We start from the raw sequence: 23,307 nt of genomic DNA, 5'->3' as shown, positions 1-23,307 counted from the left end.
TTACGTCTTGCGCAGGAAGCTCGAATCCGGCGCGAACTTCCTGATCATGTCGGATAGCCCGTCGTCGGCCGGCGGACCGGATGGGCCCTTGGACGCCGCGTCCGGCTTGGTCTCGCCCTTGATTTTCTGGCCGGAAATCTCGGCCAGCGCCGCGAGCAGCGTCTCGTCGAGATTGTCGGCCGCTGTCTTCGCAGGTGGTGTCGTCGCAGCTGGCGTCGTGGCGGGCGCAGCGGGAGCCGGCGGAGGTGGCGTCGGTGGAGTGGGCGCGACCGCACGGATTTCGGGCTCGCGCCGCGCCGGCGGCGCTGACTCCGGTGCCGGCTTGGACGCGTCCTTGGACGCATCCTTGAACGCATCCTTGGGGGCGTCCGCCCGCCGGGCGGCGGCCTCGCTGACGGCGGCGATCAACGATGCTTCGAGAGCGGCGGGCGTGTCGGCCGGCATGGGCGGCGGTGTAGCCGGCATCGGCGGCGTTGTGACCGGCACCGGCGGCGGCCCGGCGGGCTTCGCGTCCCGGGTGGCGCGACCGAACAGCGGTTCCCGCTGGCTCGCCGCCTGCGGTCGGCTGTCGGTGGCCTTGCCCGGCTCCTTTCCAGGCTCCTTGGCAGGCTTGAAGAGACCCGCGCGTTCGGCGGCCATCTTGGCGGAAGCCTCCTCGACCGTGGCGAGCAGGGACGCTTCGAGCGCGTTTGCGCGATTGCTTGGCGAAGCCGCCGCCTTGGCGGCAGGGATGATCACCGGCTTTGGCTGCGGCGGGGGCGGCAGCGGTGGCGGCCGAGATGCTTCGACTGGTGCGGGCGGCGGCGGGATCGGCTGACCGTCCCCGGCGCGCGCGATGATGCCGTCGACGATCGCCGCCAGGCGGCCCTTATCGGGGGCGGCCAGATAGCTCGCCGCCAGCTCATCGACATATTGCGGGCCGTAATCGGCGAGCACATTGGCGATCTGGGCGAGATCAGGATCGCTGTCGACAAGCCGGCGCCAGGCCTCGCGGTCGTAAGTCTCCCGGCCGTAGGCTGCGTCCCCCTTCTTGTCGGGCCAGGCCACCCGGCGCGACTGACGCTGCCCGGTATCCTGGCCTGCGATCGGATCGAGGGTCGGCGGCTGCAGCCCGTCGCTGAGGCGCGGCGGGGTAAATCCCGAGGCGCCGGCCGGCACGGCGGCATCGGCCGGACGCCGGGGCCGCTCGTCGACCTGCAGCGCGATCAGGCCGACGCCCATCAGCAGGAAGCCGAGCGCGGCCCACGAAATCGTGGCGCACAGCAGCCCGCCGATCAGCAGCAACACCCAGCCAGTCAGTCGCACAAATACACCCTTCCCTATGCCCGATCGGACGTCCCGACGCGGGCCTGGCAGACAAGATAGGCTATCTTATGCCGACTTTCGGAAAAACGGCCAGCTAGGCGCCCGCCGTCAGCACCTTGACACCGCCGAACGCGGTCACCTGGCCGCCGCGCAGCATCACGATCTGGGTGGCGAGCTGGCGCAGCTCGGCCGCGTCGTGGCTGACATAGACCATCGGGATGCCGGCTTCGTCGCGCAGCCGCACCAGATAGGGCAGGATCTCGAGCTTGCGGCTTTCGTCGAGCGCCCCCAGCGGCTCGTCGAGCAGCAGCAGCCGCGGCTTGGACAGCAGCGCCCGGCCGAGCGCGACGCGCTGGCGCTCGCCGCCGGAGAGCTTTCCGGGACGGCGGTCGAGCAGGGCGCCGATGTCGAGCAGGTCGACGACGCGCCGGTGTTGGGCGGGATCTTCGGTGAGGCCGTTCATGCGGCGGCCGTAGTCGAGGTTCTGGCGGACATCGAGATGCGGAAACAGCCGCGCGTCCTGGAACACGTAACCGATGCGGCGGCGCCAGCTCGGGACGTGGATGCCGGTCGCGGTATCGTCGACGGTCTCGCCGTCGATCACGATGGTGCCGCGGTCGGGACGCAACAGTCCCGCGATGGTGTTGATCAGCGAGGTCTTGCCGGAGCCGGACGCGCCGAACAGACCGGTGACGCGGCCCTCGCTGGTGAACGAGGCTGCAAGCGAGAACTCGCCGAGCTGCTTGGTGATGTCGACGCGCAGCATGGCTAAAGCGCGATGAGATTGAGTTGAATCGTCATCGCGCTTTAGCTCCTTGTTTGAGCATGGCCTCTTCGGAAAACCGCTTCACACTTTTCCGGATCATGCTCTATTGCCCATGCAGGCGCGCGGTGGCGCGACGCGCGAACACTTCAGCCGCGACCAGTGCGCCGACCGCGAGCACGATCGAGATGATCACGAGCCGCGCGGCGGCGGGGTCGCCATCCGGCGTCTGGATCAGCGAATAGATCGCCGACGAAATGGTCTGGGTCTCGCCGGGAATGTTGGAGACGAAGGTGATGGTCGCGCCGAACTCGCCGATCGCCTTGGCAAAACCGAGCACCATGCCGGCCAGCACGCCGGGCAGCGCCAGCGGCAGCGTCACGGTTGCGAACACCCGCCACGGCGCGGCGCCGAGCGTCTCGGCCGCCTGCTCGAGGCGGCGGTCGACCGCCTCGATCGAGAGGCGGATCGGCCGCACCAGAAGCGGAAACGACATCACGCCGCAGGCGAGCGCCGCGCCGGTCCAGCGGAATGCGAACACGATGCCGAGATGGTCGGCCAGCCAGCCGCCGACCAGGCCGCGCTTGCCCAAGGTCAGCAGCAGCAAATAGCCGGTGACGACGGGCGGCAGCACCAGCGGCAGATGCACGGCGGCATCGAGCAGCGACTTGCCCCAGAAATCGCGCCGCGCCAGCAGCCAGGCAAGCGCTACCCCGAACGGGGTCGCCACCAGTGTTGCGATGACGGCGACCCGCAGCGACAGCAGGATCGCCGTCCATTCGGTCGGCGAGATCTCAAACACGCTTAGGTCGTCGGGCTGATCAAGAACTTGAAGCCGTACTTCTCGAGGATCGTCTTCGCCGTCGAGGAGCGTAGGAAGGCGAGATACTCGGCGGTCTCCGGTTTCGCGGTCGTGGTCGCCGCGACCGGATAGATGATGGCCGGATGGGTGTCGGCCGGGAAGGTGCCGACGATCTTGACGCCCGGCTCGACCTTGGCGTCGGTCGAATAGACGATGCCGAGCACGGCTTCGCCGCGCGCCACCAGCGTCAGCGCGGCGCGCACGCTCTCGGCCATCGCGAATTTCGGCTCCGCCGCCTGCCATGCGCCGAGCTTCTCCAGCGCGGCCCTGGCGTATTTGCCGACCGGCACCGCCTTGACGTCGCCGGTCGCGATCCTGCCGTCGCCGGCGAGCTTGGCGAGATCGAAGCCGGGTCCGATGTTGACGTTGTCGAGCTTGGAATCCTTCGGCGCGATCAGCACGATCGAGTTGCCGAGCAGGTTCACCCGCGTCTGCTCATTGATGTTCTTCTGCTTGATCGCATAGTCCATCCAGTCGGTGTCGGCGGAGACGAACACGTCGGCTGGCGCGCCCTGCTCGATCTGTTTTGCCAATGCCGAACTCGCGGCATAGCTGGCGGTGATCTTGACGCCGCTCTTGGCGGTATAGGCCGCGTCGATGTCGTCGAGCGCGTTCTTCATCGAGGCGGCGGCAAAGATGGTGAGCGTCTTGTCCTCGGCGCTCGCGGGCGAATGCAGCGCGCCGAGCAGGATGACGAAAGCGGTGAAAAGTCCGGCAAGCCTTGAAATTGAAAGTCGTGGCATGGAAAGCGCTCCGTGCGAGTTCGCGCGCGAACGATCGCGCGCAAATCAGGCGTTGGGTTGGGGTCTGGCCTGCGACGGACGGAAGCGCTGTTCCGCTGGTCCCCGATGGACTTACGGTCCTCAGGGATATCGCACTGCAAACATAGCAGGCTGGGGCTTACGGTAAAGGCGACCGTTTGTCTAACCGCCCGTCCTATTCATCCGCCGGCTGGATAGCGATCGACAGCGAGTTCTCTTTTGAGCCGCTGACCTGCAGCACGAAGGGGCTGGCGGCGAGGTCGTATTTCACGGTCTTGCGGATACCGTCGCAATCGGTCGCGCCGCTGAACGCCTTGGGCTTCAGGAGATGCCCGTCCTGCACCAGGTCGACCCAGGCCCCGGCCGACAGGCTGACGGTATAGAGCCCGGCCTTCGGCGCGGCCTTGAAGTTGGTGAAGCCGGCGAAGGTGCCTTCCTTCGGCGCGCGCTCCGGCGGGGTCGGCAATTTGGCGTCGCCGGGGGCCACCAGCGCCAGCGTGATCGCGGTCGCCGGCAGCGCGGCCTGCTCGCTTCCCGATACGACCCGGGCACGATTGGGTGCGGTCAGCGCGGCGCGTGCGCGCTCGATCGACCATTTGAACTTGTCACAGCCGCTCGGCTCCTCCGCCGCGAAAGCGGAAGTCGAGACGAGCACGAGCGATGCGGCGAGGAGCGATTTGCGCATGTCTGGTCCATTCATGATGACGGATAGAATAGATCAGCCGCCCCGATCCATCGCCCGAACGCCTTACGGCGCGACGGCACGAGATCATATCGTAGTTCGAGCCGGCCGGCATAGCCGCCTGACAAAGATGTTATTGCCCTGGCAGCTGCTGTTTGGCGTCGGGGGCGTTCAGCACCGTCCTGCAGTCAGCCGGCATCTGCGCAAGCGTCATCGGCGGGCGGGGTTTCGGCGGCTTCGGCGGAGGCTTCGGATGCAGCACCGAATCCTTGAACCAGAAGGCGAGATCGGACGGCTTGCAGCCTTCGCCCTCCGCTTGCGGCTTCTGTCCCTCGCAGCTAGGGCTGCCGGGCGGACATCGCATACGAATGTGGAAGTGGTAGTCGTGGCCCCACCACGGCCGGATCTTCGACAGCCAGCCGCGATCGCCCGTGGCCTCGCGGCACAGCGCCTTCTTGATCGCGGGATTGACGAAGATGCGCTGCACCGCCGGCTCCCGCGCCGCGTCGCGGATGACGAGCACGTGGCCCGGCGTGAAGACGCGTGGATCGATGTCGAGCCGGTCGTCGCGCACCATCATCACCGCCGACATCTCCTCGCGGTCCTCGCGCGATAATTTGCGATCAGGCATCGGCGTCAGCCAGATGTCGGCGTCGAGTCCGATCTGGTGGCTGGCATGACCGGAGAGCGCGGGGCCGCCGCGCGGCTGGCCGATATCGCCGACCAGGATGCCCGGCCAGCCGGCGTCCTTGTGCGCGTTGGCCGCAAGCCGCTTCAGCAGCGCGATCATGTTGGGGTGACCCCAGTAGCGGTTGCGCGACAAGCGCATCACCTGCCAGGTCTCGCCGTTGAGCGGCATCTGCGCGGCGCCGGCGAGACAACCCTTGGTGTAGCCGCCGATCGACCGGGTCGGCAACGCCGCCGGCAGCACCTTGCGCGCGAACAGCTGCTTCGCCCCGATCTTTGGATCATTGGGGTTGGCGAGCGGCGGCAGCGGCTGTGGATTGAGCGAGCCCCTGTCCTGCGCCCGCGCGGAGATGGTGCAGGCGACGAGGGCTAAGATCAGGAGTGGGAACAGACGCAGGCGGGGTGTCATTCGGATCACTCTGTCGGCGCAAGGCTAGCATGGATTCGGAGCAGGCGGACCGCGCTTTCATCCCATTCGCTTGATCGCCCACAGGGTGGATTAAGATTACCTGCGGCTTCCAGGCTCCGATGTGAGCCACGCCACTTTACAAGCGCACGTTGTGGGCGACATCATGTCCGCAATAATTTCAGGGTAGGCGTTATTGTGACGAGCGTATCGTGCGTACGGCTGGCGTTTGCCGCCGCGATTGCCGCGCCGATTTTGGCGCTCTCGCCGGCGCGGGCCGACGTCGTCGTTCACATCGATAAATCATCGCAGCGCATGGCGGTCAGCGTCGATGGCGCGAGACGCTACAACTGGCCGGTGTCGACCGGCCGCCGCGGCTATGGCACGCCGAGTGGGGTGTTCCGTCCGCAGATGCTGGCGCGCCGCTGGTACTCGAAGAAGTACTATAACTCGCCGATGCCGCACTCGATCTTCTTCCACCGCGGCTTTGCCATCCATGGAACATACGAACTCACGCGCCTTGGCGGGCCGGCCTCGCATGGCTGCGTGCGCCTGCATCCCTCGCACGCCGCAATGCTCTATGGGCTGGTCGAGCGCAACGGCCGAGGCGGCACGCGCATCGAAATCACCAACTAAGGTATGATCCGGCAAAATCCGAAGGCTGAGGCGCACCGCGCTTTAACCGCGCGATAACCCTGCCGCACGCTGACGAACATTGATGCGCTTGAAGCGTCTTCGGCGCATTCATTGTGCAATCGCGCGCCGGTTTACGCTTCCTTCACCAAGCGCCGGCGCTTCCACGCTGCGAATCTGTGCCGTGCGCCGCCGGCGCGCCGGGAGCAAACTCGCGCCCGGCGTGAATTCGCCTGCAAAGCAGGCATGCAAGGGTTTCTCAGGCAGCGCAGCTACTCGCCAAGAGATACCAATTTTTCAGAGACTTATCGCAGATATATCGCCGAACTGGAATGCGCGTGGGGCGTGCGATACCGATGATGCGGCCGAAGAAAAAGACCAAGAAACCGAACCAGGCCAAACTGTCCCGTCCTCGGGGCCGTCGTCCCACACCGATGCCGAAAGTGTCGGGCAGATCGCGCCGCCCCGCGGTCGAGATCGGCGAACTGGTGCGCCAGCGCGCGCAGGCCGAAGCCGCGATCGCCGAGGCGCGCAAATCCAACGCGCGGCTGCGTGAGGCGATCGACATCCTGCCGCAGGGCATCGTGTTCCTGGATCCGGAAGGCCGCTACACACTCTGGAACAAGAAATACTCGGAAATCTACAAGCGCAGCTCCGACCTGTTCGAGCACGGTGCGCGCCTGGAAGACACCATCCGCATCGGCGTCGCGCGCGGCGACTATCCCGAGGCTGCCGGCCGCGAGGAAGAGTGGATCGCCGAACGGCTCAGGAAGATGTACCAGCCCGGCGAGCGGCACGAGCAGGTGCTGGCCGACGGCCGCGTGGTGTTGATCGAGGAGCGGCTGACCGCAGATGGCGGCATCGTCGGCCTGCGCGTCGACATCACTGAACTGAAGCAGCGCGAGGCGTCGTTCCGCCTGCTGTTCGACGGCAATCCGGTGCCGATGATCCTGTGCGCGCTCGACGGCGAGCGGATCCTCGCGGTCAACGACGCCGCGATCGCGCATTACGGCTATGTCCGCGCCGAATTCGAGCGGATGACGATCAGGAGCCTGCAGGCGTTCGATGCCGAGCTGCCTTGGGCGGCAGGCCGCAGCAGCGACGAGCAGGCGGCGCGGACCTGGAAGCATGTGCGCGCCGACGGCACGCTGATCGACCTTGCGATCTATTCGCGCCAGCTGATGCATGGCGACCAGCCGGCGATGCTGCTCGCGCTGATGGACATCACCGAGCGCAAGCGCGCCGAGGCGCGGCTCGCCTTCATGGCCCAGCACGACAGCCTGACCGGCCTGCCCAACCGCAATCTGCTGCGCCAGCAGATGGACGAGATGCTGCAGCACACCCGCCGCTCGACCGACAAGGTTGCGGTGCTGATGCTGGGTCTCGACAATTTCAAGGCGGTCAACGAGACGCTCGGCCACGGCATCGGCGACAAGCTGCTGCGCGCGGTCGCCAAGCGCCTGCGCTCGACGCTGCGCGAGGAAGATGCGCTGGCCCGTCTCAACTCCGATGAGTTCACCATCGTGCAGGGCGGCGTGATGCGGCCCGAGGACGCGGTGCTGCTGGCGCGGCGGATCTTGGATGCGATCGGCGAGCCCTATCTGCTCGAGGGGCATTCGGTGGTGATCGGCGCCAGCATCGGGATCGCGATGTCGCCCGGCGACGGCGAGGATTCCGAAAAGCTCCTGAAGAGCGCCGACATGGCCTTGTCGCGCGCCAAGAGCGAATTCCGCGGCACCTTCTCCTTCTTCGAGGCGGAGATGGACGCGCGCGCCCAAAGCCGGCGCAAGATCGAGATCGACCTGCGCGATGCGATCCAGAACGAAGGCCTGCGGCCCTATTACCAGCCGCTGGTCGATCTTGCGAGCGGGCGCATCACCGGCTTCGAGGCGCTAGTGCGCTGGCCGCATCCGGAGCGCGGCATGATCTCGCCTGGCGAGTTCATCCCGGTGGCCGAGGAGACCGGGCTGATCAATCCGCTGGGCGCGCTGATGCTGCATCGCGCCTGCATGGACGCGGCGCAATGGCCGGATGACGTGCGCGTCGCGGTCAATTTGTCGCCGCTGCAATTCCGTACCGGCAATCTGCTGGCGCTGGTCACCGACGCGCTGCGGCAATCCGGCCTGCCGGCGCGGCGGCTCGAGCTCGAGATCACCGAGACGCTGTTGCTTGAGAAGAGCAGCCAGGTGCTGGCGACGCTGCATGCGCTCCGCGCGCTCGGGGTTCGGATGTCGATGGACGATTTCGGCACCGGCTATTCCAGCCTCAGCTATCTGCGCAGCTTCCCGTTCGACAAGATCAAGATCGACCAGTCGTTCGTGCGCGACCTCGGTGCGAACCCGGACGCGCAGGCGATCGTGCGCTCGATCGTCAGCCTCGGCATCGGGCTCGGCGTCACCATCACCGCCGAGGGCGTCGAGACCGAGGCGGAGTTGAGCCGGCTGCGCGCCGAAGGCTGCCACGAGGGCCAGGGCTTCTTGTTCAGCCGCGCCCGGCCGAACCCCGAGGTCATCAGCCTGCTCAAGGCGCAGCGCGTCGCGACGGCGCTGGTGGCGTAGTGGAGCCTAGAGGCAGAGATGTAACCTCGATCGAGCGTCGGGCTCCCCTTACCTCGCCCCGCGTGCGCAGGGGTGTCCGGGGAAATTCAGGCATAGCGGAGCTCCATCTGGTCAGGTGAGATGGTTGATTTCCGACGGCTGGGGTTGATGGGCGGAGGTTTGTCGATGGCAGCGAGGGATCGACGCGTGAGCAGGAGCTGGCCGACGAGTTCGGCGAACCTGAGCGGGAGCATTTTGATGCAGTTGGTGTGAGCGGCGATGCGCAGCAGCAGGTAGGCAATCATCGCAGCGAGCACCTGAAGGCGGATCGCGTTGTCGTTGGCGCCGAGGAACTTGCGAATATCGAGATGCTGCTTGATCCAGCGGAACAGCAGCTCGATTTGCCATCGGCTCTTGTAGAGGGCGGCGATCTCGACGGCGCTACGGGCAAGGTCGTTGGTCAGGAGTGTGATCTTGCCGCCTTTCTCGCGTCTGATCTTGATGCGGCGGAGCGGGATTGGAAGGCGCGAATCGCCCTTGCTGGTGAGCTTCACCTCGTCATCGGCAAGGATTTCGAAGCCATCCCCGTTACGCTTGCGGATGGCGCGATGCCTGAGCGAGCGAAGACGGATGCTCGTCTTCGCCCGGGTAACGAAGAAAGCCTTGCTATCATTGATCTTCTGCCACCAGTCGAAACGGCAATAGCCCTTGTCAAACACATAGGTGGTGGCGGGCTGGATTGGGGTCTGTCGGCCGATCTCGATGTCATTGACGTTCGCGGCCGTCATCTCGACGCAGGTCGGGACATCGCTCCTTGGGTCGTAGACGACATGCAGCTTCATGCCGCGGATGCGGCCGTTCCACGTCGCCCAACTGCAGACCTTGCCGAGCGGGATCGGACTGGCGTCGATCAGACGCACCATCTCCATGCCTTCACTCCGCAGCTGGCGACGCGCCATCGCCGACAGCGCCGCAAAGGTTTGCGCGAAAATGCCGATCGGACGGCGGGCATTGGCATCGGACAACGTCGAGCGCGACAGCTTGCCGGTTCCCAAGTGATAGTGATGCTGCGAATTGGCGTTGAAGCCAGTCACCACCCCGCGCAGACTGCTGTTGCCGCTAAGCTGGGCATAGATCAGCGCCACCAGATGATCCCAGCTCCTGAACGACTTGTCGTAGGCATCCCCGTCCAGACGATCCACAACCGTCTGAAACTGCCGTCGATTGATCGGTTCAAGCAGCCTTCCAAAAATGCTACCGCGATATCGCATGCTCGGCCCTCTGTGTCTCGACAACCAGAAAAGACCGATTTGCCTCGGTCCTGCCGAGCATGCACCGCGACACAGTGAATCATTCCCCGGACACCCCTGCCGCGTGCGGCAGGGGTGTCCGGGGAAATTCAGGCATAGCGGAGCTCCATCTGGTCAGGTGAGATGGTTGATTTCCGACGGCTGGGGTTGATGGGCGGAGGTTTGTCGATGGCAGCGAGGGATCGACGCGTGAGCAGGAGCTGGCCGACGAGTTCGGCGAACCTGAGCGGGAGCATTTTGATGCAGTTGGTGTGAGCGGCGATGCGCAGCAGCAGGTAGGCAATCATCGCAGCGAGCACCTGAAGGCGGATCGCGTTGTCGTTGGCGCCGAGGAACTTGCGAATATCGAGATGCTGCTTGATCCAGCGGAACAGCAGCTCGATTTGCCATCGGCTCTTGTAGAGGGCGGCGATCTCGACGGCGCTACGGGCAAGGTCGTTGGTCAGGAGTGTGATCTTGCCGCCTTTCTCGCGTCTGATCTTGATGCGGCGGAGCGGGATTGGAAGGCGCGAATCGCCCTTGCTGGTGAGCTTCACCTCGTCATCGGCAAGGATTTCGAAGCCATCCCCGTTACGCTTGCGGATGGCGCGATGCCTGAGCGAGCGAAGACGGATGCTCGTCTTCGCCCGGGTAACGAACAAAGCCTTGCTATCATTGATCTTCTGCCACCAGTCGAAACGGCAATAGCCCTTGTCAAACACATAGGTGGTGGCGGGCTGGATTGGGGTCTGTCGGCCGATCTCGATGTCATTGACGTTCGCGGCCGTCATCTCGACGCAGGTCGGGACATCGCTCCTTGGGTCGTAGACGACATGCAGCTTCATGCCGCGGATGCGGCCGTTCCACGTCGCCCAACTGCAGACCTTGCCGAGCGGGATCGGACTGGCGTCGATCAGACGCACCATCTCCATGCCTTCACTCCGCAGCTGGCGACGCGCCATCGCCGACAGCGCCGCAAAGGTTTGCGCGAAAATGCCGATCGGACGGCGGGCATTGGCATCGGACAACGTCGAGCGCGACAGCTTGCCGGTTCCCAAGTGATAGTGATGCTGCGAATTGGCGTTGAAGCCAGTCACCACCCCGCGCAGACTGCTGTTGCCGCTAAGCTGGGCATAGATCAGCGCCACCAGATGATCCCAGCTCCTGAACGACTTGTCGTAGGCATCCCCGTCCAGACGATCCACAACCGTCTGAAACTGCCGTCGATTGATCGGTTCAAGCAGCCTTCCAAAAATGCTACCGCGATATCGCATGCTCGGCCCTCTGTGTCTCGACAACCAGAAAAGACCGATTTGCCTCGGTCCTGCCGAGCATGCACCGCGACACAGTGAATCATTCCCCGGACACCCCTGCGCGTGCGGGGAGAGGTCGGATCGCATCATCAGATGCGATCCGGGTGAGGGGGATTCTCCGCGAACGCAGCTATTACCGAATGTGCGGAGACGGCCCCTCACCCCAACCCTCTCCCCGTAAGAACGGGGAGAGGGAGCGCACCGCCGTCGCCTTCACGCCCTACGATTCTTTCTTGTTGAGATGATAAGTCAGCGCCAGCGCCACGCAGTGGCGCAGCGCGGGCTCCGGCAGCTTGCCCGCGACATCGAGCAGGATGGCGCGGTTGCCGCTGTAGCTGAGCTCGGGATAGAGTTCGCGGAAGGTCTCGACCAGATTGGTCTGGCAGTGGAAGTAGACCGCGACCTGGTCGGCAGCCGGCTTCACCTGATCAATCCGGACCGTGCTGCCGCTGCCGGTCTCCGGCGTGAGGTAGCTCGGCTGGCCCCACTTCAATGTCTCTTCCAGCGCGCCGACGCCCTTGGTTGCCTTCGCGGTCTCGAAGATCAGCCGCCGCAGCGCCAGCAGCTTGGCTCTGACCGGGGCAGGGTACGTGTCGAACAGCGCAGCTGCCGGTTTAGCGTGCGGCCGTCGCGCCGCCTTGCTGGTCGATGCTGGCGGCTTGCGCATGGTGGGCTCCGTGAGGAGGACGTACCTATATCTATCTACCACAGCGCCTTGAAGGTCATATAGACCGCCATCAGCGAGACGAAGACGATCATCGCGTTGCGTAACCGCGCGCGGTCGATGCGGTTGGCGGCGCGGGCGCCGAGATCGGTGCCGGCCAGCAGGCCGACGATCACGCCCGCCAGCACCGGCCAGGACGCCAGCGAGCCCTCGCTCCAATAGATCCAGGCCGAGGGGATCGTGGTCGGGATCAGCGACATCACGAGGCTTGCCATCTGCGCCTGATGCTGCGGCACCCCGAGCACGGCGCTTAAGCCCACCACGGTCGCCAGTCCGCCGCCGATGCCGAGAAAGCCCGACGACAGGCCCGCCAGCAGCCCGACAATGAGCAGCGCCGGCCAGGATATTTCGCGCGCGGTGACTTTGTCGTCGTGCTTCGCCTGGTCGCGTCCGCCGCGCAGGATCAGCATCGCGTCGAGCACGACGAGATAGGCCATATAGGTCCAGCGCAGCGCGGGCTCGGCGACATGGTTGGCGGCGAGTGCGCCGGCCGCGCCGCCGGCGACAAAGCCGAATGTCAGCAGCGCGATCCAGCGCAATGGGGTGCGGTTGCCGCTCTGCCAATAGCGCCGGATCCCCGTGAGGCTGGTCGGCGGCACCTGCGCGACCAGCGAGATGCCTTGCGCGACATGTTGGCCGGCGCCGAGCAGTAGCATCGAGAAAACGACCAGTCCGCCGCCGGGGCTGACGCCGAGCAGCCCGGCGGTCAGACCGCCGGCGAGGCCCGCGCCGATGCCGGCGAGGAGGTCGGGGACGATCACCGCATCCCCCGTCAGCGCCTGGCGGCAAGGCCGGCAAGGAAGATGTCGAAGGCGTGCATCGCTTCCGCGGTCGAGACGGTTTCGCCCCACAGCCGTTGCAGCACGATGCCCTGAAACATCGCGACCATTGCCCGCGCCGCGCCGCGCGGCTGCACGCCGCGGTCGATCGCGCCGCTCTTCTGGCCGCGCCGCAGCAGGTCCACGATCAGGGCGATCGGCTGGCGGATTCCGCTCAGCACCTGGTCGCGGACCACGTCGTCGCGCAGCGCCTCCGCCCAGAGCTGCAACGCGACGCGGCGGGCGCGCAGGCCTTCTTCCTTCTGCAGGTCGCCGAGAAAGCCGCGGGCGATCGAGCGCAGGCTCTGCAACACATCGTCCGGTGGACCCTTGAGCGCCAGCAGCGCGCTGTCGCGGCCATGGCGGCTTTCGCCGATCGCCTGGATCAGCTCCTCCTTGCCCGTGAAATGCCCGTAGATGCAGCCGGCGCTGAGCCCGGACTGCTTGATCACGTCCTGGATCGTGGTCTGGTGAAATCCCTGGCGGGCAAAGCAGATCTCCGCGGCCTGCAGAATCTCCTCGCGACGGATCGCGAGCGTCTCGGGTTTCACCTTCGGCATAGTCGGTCCTTGTCAGGTCGCGGCCGGCCGATGCGGCGGGCTTGACGATCATTCGTTGCCATTATAAAGAACGAATATTCGTTTTGTAAAGAGGGGAGGCTGACGGCATGATCGGCTTTGCAAAGCTTCTGTGGCATCCGGGCGCGGCTGAGATGGCTCATGTCGAGCTGCCGTCGACCGGCGCGCGGATCGCGTTCCTGCTCGCGTCGTTCGCGATCGTGCTGCTGTTCGAGGCCGCGTTTCCGCTGTTCAGCTACGGCCGCAGCGACCGGATGCGCAATATCGGCCGCAACGCCGCCATCACCGTGATCTTCGTCGGCGTGAACCTTTTGCTCAGCCCGCTGTCGCCGCTGGCCGCGCAATGGACGCTGGATGCGAAATTCGGCCTGTCGCACTGGCTCGGCCTGTCACCCCTGAACCAGCTCCTGCTCGGCATCATCGGGCTCGACCTGTTTGCCTATTTCGCCCACGTCTCCATGCACAAGCTCGGCTGGATGTGGCGCTTCCATCGCATGCACCATGCCGATCGCTTCGTCGACGTCACCACGACGTTCCGCGAGCATCCCGGCGAGACGCTGTGGCGGATCGGCTGGCACATCGCCGGCGTCTTCGTGTTCGGTACGCCGGCCTGGGTGCTGGTTACCTATCTGACGCTGTCGGCGCTGAACGCCCAATTCGAGCACGCCAATATCCGCCTGCCCGAGCGGCTCGACCGCTGGCTGCGGCTCGTCTTCGTGACGCCGAACATGCACAAGATGCATCATTCGCGTCATCAGCCGGAGACCGACAGCAATTATTCGAACCTGCTCTCGATCTGGGACCGGCTCGGCGGCACCTATAATCGTGGTCCACGCTTCGCGGAGCTGCGCTATGGCCTCGACGGCTTCGATGATCCCGAGAAGCAGTCGCTGCGCGGCCTGCTGAAGATGCCGTTCATGCGCGATTGGGGGCGGGTCGACGCTCGGCCGGACGACAAGTCCGACCGGTCCGCTCCGCCGCCCGTGCTGCCCTGGCCATGACTTGAAGCCCGGCGCCGCCGCTCAGGCGGCGTTGCGCAGTCCGGCGAGGAAGGTGTCGACGCTGTGCGACAGCGCGGCGGCGTGATCGCCGAGCTGGCCGGACGTATCCAGCACATTGCCGGTGAGGGCGCGGGATTGGCTGGCGGCCTCGCTCGCGCCCGCGATATTGGCGGAGACCTCGACGGTCCCGGTGGACGCCTGCTGCACGCTGCGGGCGATCTCCCGCGTCGCCGAGTCCTGCTGCTCGACGGCGGCCGCGATCGCGGTGGCGATACCCGAGATCTCGCGGATGGTGCCGCTGATGTCGCCGATCGCGCTGACGCAGTTGCCGGTGGCGGACTGGATCGCGCCGACCTGGCCGGCGATCTCCTCGGTCGCCTTCGCGGTCTGGCTCGCGAGGTCCTTCACCTCGGCGGCGACCACGGCAAAGCCGCGGCCGGCCTCGCCGGCGCGCGCCGCCTCGATGGTGGCATTGAGGGCCAGCAGATTGGTCTGGCTCGCGATCGCGCTGATCAGGCGCAGCACGTCGCCGATCTTCTCTGCCGATGCGGCGAGGCTCGTCACCATCTCGGTGGTCTCCATGGCCTTGGTCACGGCGCTGTCGGCGACGCGGCTGGAATGGGTGACCTGGCGGCCGATCTCGGTGATCGAGGACGCCAGCTCCTCGGTTGCGGCGGCGACCGCGTTGACGCTGGCCGAGGCTTCCTCGGACGCGGCGGCTGCCGCCGAGGTCCGTTCGGAGGCGCCGTTGACGCTGGCGGTGATCTCGCCCGCGACGCGCTGCATGTCGCCCGAGGACCGCGCGACGGCGGCGACCATGCCCTTGACGTCGGCTTCGAAACGATCGGCCATCTGCCGCTGCAAGGCCTGCTTGTCGGCCTCCGCCTTCACCTTGTCGGCCTCCTGCGCCTCGCGCAGCGAGGAGGTTTCGACCATGCTGCGGCGGAACACGTCGACCGCCTTCGCCATCGTGCCGAGCTCGTCGCGGCGCTCGCTGCCGGGTATGGTGACGCTGGTGTCGCCGCTGGACAGGCGGTTCATGACCGCGGTGATCGCGGTGAGCGGCCGCGACAGGCCACGGCCGAGCAGGAACGCGAGCAGCACGGCGGCGGCCATGATCGCGACCACGCCAAGGATCAGATTGCGCTGCGCGCTTGCCGCGGCGGCTTCATAGTCGCTGGTGTCCTTGACGATCTCGAGCACGGCGACCGGTTCGCCGGCGTAGTTCTTGATCTGGCCGAGATAGAGCTCCACCGCATGGCCGTCGAGAACGGCGTCGCGCAGCAGGGCCGCACCGTTCATCACACGCTTGAGCTCGTCCTGGGTCGCGACCACGGTATCGCCGAAGGTCGAGGACAGCCGCTTGAAGCTCTGGCCGTCGAAGGAATGCACCGCAAGGTCGATGCCGAAGCGCTTTTTGGCGCGGTCGACGAATTCCTTGCCGAAGGCGGCGCCGACGTCGACATTGGCCAGCGTCTTGCCCTCGTGCATGATCGGGGTCATCCCGAAGATCGAAAGCGCCTCGCGGCCGGGCTCGACGCCGACGATCGGCTTGCCGGTCTTGTTCGATTCCACCACCGTCGTGCGCCGCGTCGTGGCGTCATCGCCGAAAGTCTTCGGCGCATGGACCCGGTAGAAGCTGGTCGCCGGGGGCTGCCAGAACGAGATCAGCGGGATGCCCTGCGCCTTCATCGACGCCCAGGAGGCGCCGAGCAGCTTTCCGAGGCCGTCGCGGTCGCCCTTGGCGATGGCGTCCTCGACCGGCGGCAAGGCGGCGATGACCGCCGAGACCGCGAGCGCCGCGCGCCCCTCGTAGTCGATCGCTGCAATCACGCTGTCATATTGCAGCTTGAGCTGCTGATCGAGCGCGAGCCGCGTCAGCGCCCGCTGCTGGCTGATGGAGAAGCCGCCGAGGATGGCGCAGGCGACTGCGACAGTCAGCGAAATCGCCAGAATCAGGCGGGCGGCAATCGATCGAAGCGTGAACATGGGACCAGCGAAACTCCAGGCATTAGCGCCGCCCGCAAAGTCTCAGAAAAAGCTTAACAACCGGATGTTGCGCCGCCGGTATTCGTGCCGCGACCATGGCCGCCGGTGCTACTTTCGTACTGTTCAACGTCTGGCCTGACAGGGCCGGCCGGCTGCGCGCATCAATAGGCATGTGTCACTCAGGGGCGAACGCGGATGATCGTACTCCCTTTGCGTCGACCGGTCGGATTCAAGGCAGCGACGGCCTCGTCGAGAGTCGAGACGTTGCCGATGTTTGTCCGCAGGCGTCCGTCCCGCACCCGCCGGACGATCTCACTCAGTTGGGAACGATCGGACTCGACGACGAAGTCGACCGCCAGGCCGTCGGAAGGTCGCGCCCCGGCCGGCCCAACGACCGTCACCAGCATTCCTCCGCCTCGAATCAGTTTTGCCGACCGCTTCTGGATTTCACCGCCAATGACGTCGAACACCAGATCGACTTTGCCGACGTCCTCAAGGGCGTCGTTGTCGAGATCGACGAACTCCTGCGCGCCGAAGTCGAGCACAGTCTGACGGTCGGCGGACCGCCCGGAGCCGATCACATACGCGCCGGCCTCTCGCGCGAGTTGCGTCACCATCGACCCGACTGCGCCGGCCGCGCCGTGTGCGAGGACACTCTGCCCCGCCTGGAGGCGGCCGTGCTGAAATAGTCCTTGCCATGCCGTCAGGCCCGAGACCGGAAGGCTTGCGCCCATTGTGAAGTCGACGTCGCCCGGTAGCGGCGCGAGGTTGCGCGCCTCGATCGCCACATACTCGGCCAGCGTGCCGTCGCGATACCAGTCCGCTAGACCGAACACCCGCTGTCCCACCGATAGCCCTGTAGTGCCATATCCGAGAGCGGTGACCACTCCGGCCAGCTCGTGCCCCGGGATCGACGGTGTTCGGTCACGATCGAGGCGATCGGTCCAGGTCGAGGGCCACGCCAGCTCAGTCGGGACAAATCTCGACGCATAAACCTGAACGACGACGTCGTTTATCGCTGCCTGCGGCTCGGGCCGGTCCACCAGCTTCATCCCGGCCGTTCCCGCGGCTTGGTCCGTTACAACGATGGCCTTCATGGGAATACTCCTTGTCTCTTGGTGGAACTGCTGCAGAGCGCGCGGACGCGCCGACTAACCAAGAACTGCCAAGGCAGTTCGGTTGCTTAGTACGAACGAATAGATGCGCTGCGCCTGCTCATAAAACAGCACCAAGATTGCGAATTTTGGCTGTACCAAGCGCGACGGCTGCCCTCTGCGAGCTCAATGCGTTACCGCACCGCTGAAAAATCCGGGCAGTCGACAGAATCCATTTTGCACAGTCGGGGACAGAATTCAGATTGCGAGGGCCGCCAGTCGTCATGCCCACTGTTGGGCCCAAAACCGACATGATCTTTTCGGAAAACCGCTTCGCACTTTTCCGGATCATGCTTTAGCGCGCGGTCGGCGGAGCGCCGAGATTGCCTGCCAAAATCGCCTTGCCGGCGTCCTCGTACTGGGTGTCGCGGGCCTGGATCTGCTGCGCGATTGCGTGCATGTCGCGAAACCGTCGCTCGAACGGATTCTTGGCGAACACCGCCGTTGCCCCCGACATGTGATAGGCGATGTCGACCACTGCGGCCGACTGGTGGATGGTCCAGGTCGAGGCGATGCGGATCGCGACGCGATGTGCCTCGGTGATCGGGTCGCCGCGGACGAGATCGTTCCAGACCTCGTGGGCCGTCGCGTACAGATAGGCGCGCGCGGCGCGCAGGCTGGCCTCGGTGCGCCCGATCTGGCCCTGCACGGCATTGTTGTCGCGCATCGCCTTGAGGCCTTGCGGGGTCTTGCCGCGGGCAAGCTCGGTCGCCGCGTCCAGCATGGCGCGCGCGACGCCGAGCGAGGTGGCGGCAAAGCCCATGCTGAACACCATGTTGGTGGAGAGCTTGTAGAGCGGCCCCGGCTCGCGGCACGCGGCGGGATCGTCGCGCAGCGCGGCGAACTGCTCCGGAATGAAGAGGTTGTCGACCGAGTAGGAATCGGTGCCGGTGCCTTTCAGACCGATCACGTCCCAGACGTCATACATTGTCGCTGACGACATCGGGAACAGGATGGTGCGGATCTCCGGCGAACCGTCGGCCTTCTTGCGCGGTGAGCCGTCGTCCTCGACGACGCGGACATGGGCGCCGAGCCAGCTCGCCTGCCGCGAGCCCGAGGCGAAATCCCAGCGCGCGCTGGCGCGATAGCCGCCGGGCTCGGCGCGCACCTCATGGGCGATAGCGCCCCAGGCGAGGATGCCGGGCGTGGTGTTGAAGATCTCGTTAGCTGCGTCGGGTTCGAGATAGGCCGCGGTCATGGCGCAGACGCTGCACTGGCCGAGGCACCAGGCGGTCGATGCATCGGCCTTGGCGATCTCCTCCTGCATCTGCATGAAGGCGTCCAGTGTCGCCTCGGCGCCGCCAAAACGCTTCGGCAGCAGCGCGCGATACAGCCCGTTCTCGACCAGTGCCGCGGTGACGGATGGCGTCAGTCGCCGTGTCCGTTCGATCTCGTCGGCTTCACTCGTGATCAGCGGCGCCAGCGCGCGCGCCCGCTCGACAAGGTCGAATCCCTGCGGCTTGTTCATGCGTGTCCTCGGCGCCTTCTGTCATTCTTGTTGGGCAGGCCGGGCGATGGTGGCTCATTCGGCAGGAGAGGGCAAGGGAAGGCAAGGCAGGACGGCGCCGATGCAGATCAGCTATCCATCCGCTGTGCCGGTGCGCGCGAGTGTGACGAATGCAGCCGCGCTCAGGCGGCGGCGCGGCCGAGATCGAGCGACGGCTGGCGCTTGGTCGAGAAACTCAGCGCCACGGCGACCGCGGCGAGGCCGATCGCAAAGGAACCGGCGTGCAGCCACGTATAGCCGTGGAACGTGTCGAACACGTAACCGCCGGCCCACGGCCCGAGCGCCATGCCGAGGCTCGCGAAGGCCGACACCGCGCCGAACACCGTGCCCATGATGCGCGCGCCGAAGAACTCGCGCACCAGCACGGCGTAGAGCGGCATCACTCCGCCATAGGCCAGCCCGAACACGACAGACAGCGCGTAGAACTCGCCGAGCTGCGCCACCGCGAGATAGGTCGCGATCGACAGCGCCTGCACCAGGAGGCCGCCGACCAGGACCGGCTTGGCGCCGAGCCGGTCGGCGAGCACGCCGAGCAGCAGCCGGCCGCCGAGCCCGGAGAAGCCGGCGAGGCTGTAGACTGTGACCGCGGTGAGCGGCGCGATGCCGCACACCATGGCGTAGGACACCATGTGGAAGATCGGTCCCGAATGCGCCGCGCAGCAGGCGAAATGCGCCAGTGCCAGCGTGATGAATTGCGGCGTGCGCAGCGCCTGCGCCGCGGTCCATTCAGTTTGCGGCACGTTCGCGGCGGTCGGGATTGCGACGTCCGTTCCCTGCGGCGCCGGGCGCACCAGGAACGATGCGGGGATCAGCAACGCCCATGCGGCGATGCCGATCACGAACATCGCAAAGCGCCAGTCATAGGCCGTGATCAGCCAGCTCGCGGACGGCGCGACGGTCAGCGGCGATACGCCCATGCCGGCCGACACCAGCGCGACCGCGAGGCTGCGATGCTTGTCGATCCAGGCGCTGGCGAGCGCCATCATCGGCGCATAGAAGCTGCCGGCGGCGATCCCGATCAGCACGCCGAAGCAGAGCTGGAATTGCCACAGGCTCTGCGCCTGGCTTGCCGTCACGAGGCCAAGCCCGAGCAACAGGCTGCCCGCCAGCACCACGATGCGGGTACCGAAGCGGTCGGACAGCGCGCCCCAGGCGAACGCCGCAAAACCCATGCAGAGGAAATCCAGCGTCGCCGCCGCCGAGACGCCGGCGCGCGACCAGCCCATCGCATCCGAGATCGGCTGCAGGAACACCGCGAGCGACAGCATGGTGCCGAAGCCGACGCAGGTCATCAGCGCGCCCGCGCCGACGACGACCCAGCCATAGTCCAACCGAGCGGCCTTGCTCATGCGTTTCCCCGGCGCTGTTGTTTGTTGTGGTGCGCGCAGGGAGGATGCTGGCCTATCTGAGGTCCAGGGGCAACATGACGGGCAACATGCCTCTCATTCCGGGATCAGCGGATTGTGCGTTGCATGCGCAAGATGTCGCAGCGAGGTGCGGCTAGAGCCTTTTCCGTTCCGATAGAATCGGAACGGGGCTCTAGATTCTTGCTTTGACGCGTTTTCTTCACGCGAACCGGAGCCACTTCGCTCGAAAACGCTCTAGCCGCACTGCCAGGCGCGCCCGATCGGCGTCCAGGTCCAGCACGGGCCAAAACTGCCGCCATTGTAGCGGCCGCGGTAGAATCCGGGGCGGCCGAAATAGTACCAATCCCCGCCATACCAATATTGCGGCGAATAGTCCGGGTAGCCGCGGGCGGCGCCGCGCGGGCCGAACACCGGAATGGTTTGGTTCGGCGGCTGCCGGTAGCCGGGCAGGAAGCCATAGCCGTGCCAGCGGGTGCCGTGCCGCTTCTTCGAGGAGGCGGCGGAGCTCAGGTCCGGCTGCAGCAGTGCGAGGATGACGATAAGGAGGAACAGGATGCGCAACATGATCGCAGTCTAGTCGGAGCGCGATGCAGTGGCGATTCAAATCATGGTGCGTTTTGTTGCTGGGACAAGAATGGGCAACAGTCGCGCCGGTAGCGCCGCCTCAGCTGTCCACCTTGAGCGCGGCGATGAAGGCTTCCTGCGGGATGTCGACCTTGCCGAACTGCCGCATCTTCTTCTTGCCTTCCTTCTGCTTCTCCAGAAGCTTGCGCTTGCGCGTGATGTCGCCGCCGTAGCACTTCGCGGTGACGTCCTTGCGCAGCGCGCGGACGGTTTCGCGCGCGATCACCTTGCCGCCGATCGCCGCCTGGATCGGGATCTGGAACATGTGCGGTGGAATCAGCTCCTTCATCTTCTCGACCATGGCGCGGCCGCGGCCCTCGGCGCGGGTGCGATGCACCAGCATCGACAGCGCGTCGACCGGCTCGGCGTTGACCAGGATCTGCATCTTGACCAGATCGGCCGGCTTGTAGTCGGTCAGATGATAGTCGAACGAGGCGTAGCCCTTGGAGACCGACTTCAGGCGATCGTAGAAGTCGAACACCACTTCGTTGAGCGGCAGGTCGTATTTCACCATCGCGCGGGAGCCGACATAAGTGAGCTCCTTCTGCGAGCCGCGGCGGTCCTGGCACAGCTTCAAGACGCTGCCGAGATATTCGTCGGGCGTGAGGATCGTCGCCTCGATCCACGGCTCCTCGATCTCGGCGATCTTGACCACGTCGGGCATGTCGACCGGGTTGTGGATCTCGAGCTCGGTGCCGTCGGTCAGCTTCATCTTGTAGATCACGCTCGGCGCGGTCGCGATCAGATTGAGGTCGAATTCGCGCGACAGCCGCTCCTGGATGATTTCCAGATGCAGCAGGCCGAGAAAACCGCAGCGGAAGCCGAAGCCGAGCGCGGCGGAGGTTTCCATCTCGTAGGAGAAGCTTGCGTCGTTGAGCCGCAGCTTGCCCATCGCCGCGCGGAGCGTTTCGAAGTCGTTGGCGTCGACCGGAAACAAGCCGCAGAACACGACCGGAATCGCCGGCTTGAAGCCCGGCAGCATCTCGCTGATCGGCTTCTTGTCATCGGTGATGGTGTCGCCGACGCGGGTGTCGGCAACTTCCTTGATCGCCGCGGTGATGAAGCCGATCTCGCCGGGGCCGAGCTCCTCGACCTGCTCCATCTTCGGCGTGAAGAAGCCGACGCGTTCGATATCGTAGGCCGCGCCGGTGCCCATCATGCGGATGCGGCTCCCCTTCTTCATCACGCCGTCGACGACGCGGATCAAGACGACCACGCCGAGATAGACGTCGTACCAGCTGTCGACCAGCAACGCCTTCAGGGTCGCGTCGCGGTCGCCCTTCGGCGGCGGCAGGCGGGTGACGATCGCTTCCAGCACGTCAGGCACGCCGACGCCGGTCTTGGCCGAGATCATCACGGCGTCGGACGCATCGATGCCGATCACGTCCTCGATCTGCTGCTTGACCTTCTCGGGCTCGGCCGCGGGCAGGTCGACCTTGTTCAGGACCGGCACGATCTCGTGATTGTTGTCGAGCGCCTGATAGACATTGGCGAGCGTCTGCGCCTCGACGCCCTGGCTGGCGTCAACCACGAGCAGGGAACCCTCGCAGGCCGCCAGCGACCGCGAGACCTCGTAGGCGAAGTCGACATGGCCGGGCGTGTCCATCAGGTTGAAGATGTAATCCTTGCCGTCCTTGGCGCGGTAGTTCAGCCGGACGGTCTGCGCCTTGATGGTGATGCCGCGCTCGCGCTCGATATCCATCGAATCGAGCACCTGCTCCTTGCCCGCCATTTCACGATCCGACAGGCCGCCCGTCATCTGGATCAGGCGGTCGGCAAGGGTCGATTTGCCATGGTCGATATGGGCGACGATGGAGAAGTTGCGGATGTTCGAAATCGGGGCAGTTGTCATGGGCGCGGGATAGCATCCGCACCCCCGCGCGGGCAACCAAATTGCGGTATTTTGCAGCGGTGTGACGACGAATCACGGCGCCGTTTCCGGCTGGGTTGCCGTGACCGATTCCCGGGCATGTTCCTGCCAGGTTCGGCGGCCCGAAAATCGTCTTTCGCGTCGCCGACACCGGGCGGATGAGCATGCACGGCTACGCCGCCGCCATCGACCTCAACCTGAAAGTTCGGGATGACCGGCTGTGGGCCGGCAAAGGCAAGACCATCCCCTGCAACAACTGGATGCGGCCGGGATCGTCGGCATCTTCGAGCGCCACGGATTCATTCGGGGCGGCAAGCGGCGTCACTACGATACCATGCATTTCGAGCACCGGCCGGATTTCCCCGAAAGTGAATCCGCTGGCTGGAGGCGTTCTCACGCCAAGCTGATTTCACTGGCCACAAAAACGCGCTAAAGCG

General features: G+C 65.6%; 21 protein-coding genes. 4 read left to right on the top strand and 17 right to left on the bottom strand.

All coding sequences use genetic code 11. The features are described 5' to 3' along the window. The 6 genes from ACVMB1_RS30920 to mepA form a co-directional block, all read right to left on the bottom strand. The gene (locus ACVMB1_RS30920; RefSeq protein WP_141342811.1) at positions 1–1,305 is read right to left on the bottom strand and encodes a hypothetical protein; all 1,305 of its coding nucleotides are present in this window, start codon (positions 1,303–1,305) and stop codon (positions 1–3) included. A gap of 94 nt (positions 1,306–1,399) precedes the next feature. Then, positions 1,400–2,071, bottom strand: coding sequence for a molybdenum ABC transporter ATP-binding protein (gene modC, locus ACVMB1_RS30915; RefSeq protein ID WP_057019517.1), 672 nt, complete (start codon positions 2,069–2,071; stop codon positions 1,400–1,402). 103 nt (positions 2,072–2,174) lie between these two features. Continuing rightward, positions 2,175–2,870: a molybdate ABC transporter permease subunit gene (gene modB / locus ACVMB1_RS30910; protein ID WP_076831159.1), complete on the bottom strand. Its 696-nt coding sequence runs from the start codon at positions 2,868–2,870 to the stop codon at positions 2,175–2,177. A gap of 2 nt (positions 2,871–2,872) precedes the next feature. Continuing rightward, positions 2,873–3,658, bottom strand: a complete 786-nt coding sequence (gene modA, locus ACVMB1_RS30905; protein ID WP_076831188.1) for a molybdate ABC transporter substrate-binding protein — start codon at positions 3,656–3,658, stop codon at positions 2,873–2,875. Positions 3,659–3,866: 208 nt separating this feature from the next. Further along, on the bottom strand, positions 3,867–4,376 hold the full coding sequence (locus ACVMB1_RS30900) for a hypothetical protein (RefSeq protein ID WP_076831155.1): 510 nt from the start codon (positions 4,374–4,376) through the stop codon (positions 3,867–3,869). Positions 4,377–4,506: 130 nt separating this feature from the next. Continuing rightward, the gene (mepA, locus tag ACVMB1_RS30895) at positions 4,507–5,469 is read right to left on the bottom strand and encodes a penicillin-insensitive murein endopeptidase (RefSeq protein ID WP_057019514.1); all 963 of its coding nucleotides are present in this window, start codon (positions 5,467–5,469) and stop codon (positions 4,507–4,509) included. 195 nt (positions 5,470–5,664) lie between these two features. Between mepA and ACVMB1_RS30890 the strand changes: the two genes are divergently transcribed. Further along, complete coding sequence (locus ACVMB1_RS30890) at positions 5,665–6,102, top strand: L,D-transpeptidase (protein ID WP_225163662.1); 438 nt, start codon at positions 5,665–5,667, stop codon at positions 6,100–6,102. 353 nt (positions 6,103–6,455) lie between these two features. After that, entirely contained in the window at positions 6,456–8,657 is a 2,202-nt protein-coding gene (locus ACVMB1_RS30885; protein ID WP_143271106.1) for a putative bifunctional diguanylate cyclase/phosphodiesterase, read from the top strand. Positions 8,658–8,743: 86 nt separating this feature from the next. On the opposite strand, the gene ACVMB1_RS30880 is transcribed toward ACVMB1_RS30885, so the two are convergent. The 5 genes from ACVMB1_RS30880 to ACVMB1_RS30860 form a co-directional block, all read right to left on the bottom strand. Further along, positions 8,744–9,907: an IS4 family transposase gene (locus tag ACVMB1_RS30880; RefSeq protein ID WP_057015126.1), complete on the bottom strand. Its 1,164-nt coding sequence runs from the start codon at positions 9,905–9,907 to the stop codon at positions 8,744–8,746. 128 nt (positions 9,908–10,035) lie between these two features. Next, entirely contained in the window at positions 10,036–11,199 is a 1,164-nt protein-coding gene (locus tag ACVMB1_RS30875; RefSeq protein ID WP_229193596.1) for an IS4 family transposase, read from the bottom strand. 259 nt (positions 11,200–11,458) lie between these two features. Then, positions 11,459–11,905, bottom strand: a complete 447-nt coding sequence (locus tag ACVMB1_RS30870) for a DUF1801 domain-containing protein (protein ID WP_076831150.1) — start codon at positions 11,903–11,905, stop codon at positions 11,459–11,461. Positions 11,906–11,940: 35 nt separating this feature from the next. Then, positions 11,941–12,723: a sulfite exporter TauE/SafE family protein gene (locus tag ACVMB1_RS30865; protein WP_076831147.1), complete on the bottom strand. Its 783-nt coding sequence runs from the start codon at positions 12,721–12,723 to the stop codon at positions 11,941–11,943. Between the two features lie 11 nt (positions 12,724–12,734). Next, on the bottom strand, positions 12,735–13,340 hold the full coding sequence (locus ACVMB1_RS30860; RefSeq protein ID WP_057019535.1) for a TetR/AcrR family transcriptional regulator: 606 nt from the start codon (positions 13,338–13,340) through the stop codon (positions 12,735–12,737). A 107-nt stretch (positions 13,341–13,447) separates the two neighbouring features. Here ACVMB1_RS30860 and ACVMB1_RS30855 point away from each other — a divergent pair, with 107 nt between their 5' ends. Beyond that, positions 13,448–14,359 (top strand): sterol desaturase family protein, encoded by a 912-nt coding sequence (locus ACVMB1_RS30855; RefSeq protein WP_076831144.1) that lies wholly within the window; start codon positions 13,448–13,450, stop codon positions 14,357–14,359. Between the two features lie 21 nt (positions 14,360–14,380). Here ACVMB1_RS30855 and ACVMB1_RS30850 read toward each other — a convergent pair whose 3' ends face one another. From ACVMB1_RS30850 to lepA, 6 genes are all read right to left on the bottom strand, one after another. Beyond that, positions 14,381–16,348, bottom strand: a complete 1,968-nt coding sequence (locus ACVMB1_RS30850; RefSeq protein WP_456849647.1) for a methyl-accepting chemotaxis protein — start codon at positions 16,346–16,348, stop codon at positions 14,381–14,383. A gap of 179 nt (positions 16,349–16,527) precedes the next feature. After that, positions 16,528–17,445, bottom strand: a complete 918-nt coding sequence (locus tag ACVMB1_RS30845; RefSeq protein WP_076831142.1) for an NADP-dependent oxidoreductase — start codon at positions 17,443–17,445, stop codon at positions 16,528–16,530. Positions 17,446–17,797: 352 nt separating this feature from the next. Further along, entirely contained in the window at positions 17,798–18,970 is a 1,173-nt protein-coding gene (locus ACVMB1_RS30840; RefSeq protein WP_076831139.1) for an acyl-CoA dehydrogenase family protein, read from the bottom strand. 161 nt (positions 18,971–19,131) lie between these two features. Beyond that, the gene (locus tag ACVMB1_RS30835) at positions 19,132–20,358 is read right to left on the bottom strand and encodes an MFS transporter (RefSeq protein ID WP_076831136.1); all 1,227 of its coding nucleotides are present in this window, start codon (positions 20,356–20,358) and stop codon (positions 19,132–19,134) included. 252 nt (positions 20,359–20,610) lie between these two features. Beyond that, positions 20,611–20,940, bottom strand: coding sequence for a hypothetical protein (locus ACVMB1_RS30830; RefSeq protein ID WP_076831133.1), 330 nt, complete (start codon positions 20,938–20,940; stop codon positions 20,611–20,613). 100 nt (positions 20,941–21,040) lie between these two features. After that, the gene (lepA, locus tag ACVMB1_RS30825) at positions 21,041–22,852 is read right to left on the bottom strand and encodes a translation elongation factor 4 (protein ID WP_057019506.1); all 1,812 of its coding nucleotides are present in this window, start codon (positions 22,850–22,852) and stop codon (positions 21,041–21,043) included. A gap of 238 nt (positions 22,853–23,090) precedes the next feature. Between lepA and ACVMB1_RS30820 the strand changes: the two genes are divergently transcribed. Next, complete coding sequence (locus tag ACVMB1_RS30820) at positions 23,091–23,303, top strand: M15 family metallopeptidase (protein WP_349629221.1); 213 nt, start codon at positions 23,091–23,093, stop codon at positions 23,301–23,303. Positions 23,304–23,307 lie beyond the last annotated feature (4 nt).

Source organism: Bradyrhizobium sp. USDA 4504 (assembly GCF_054063995.1).
Note: the sequence above shows the minus strand (reverse complement) of the source record. Positions and strands in the feature narration are given on the sequence as shown.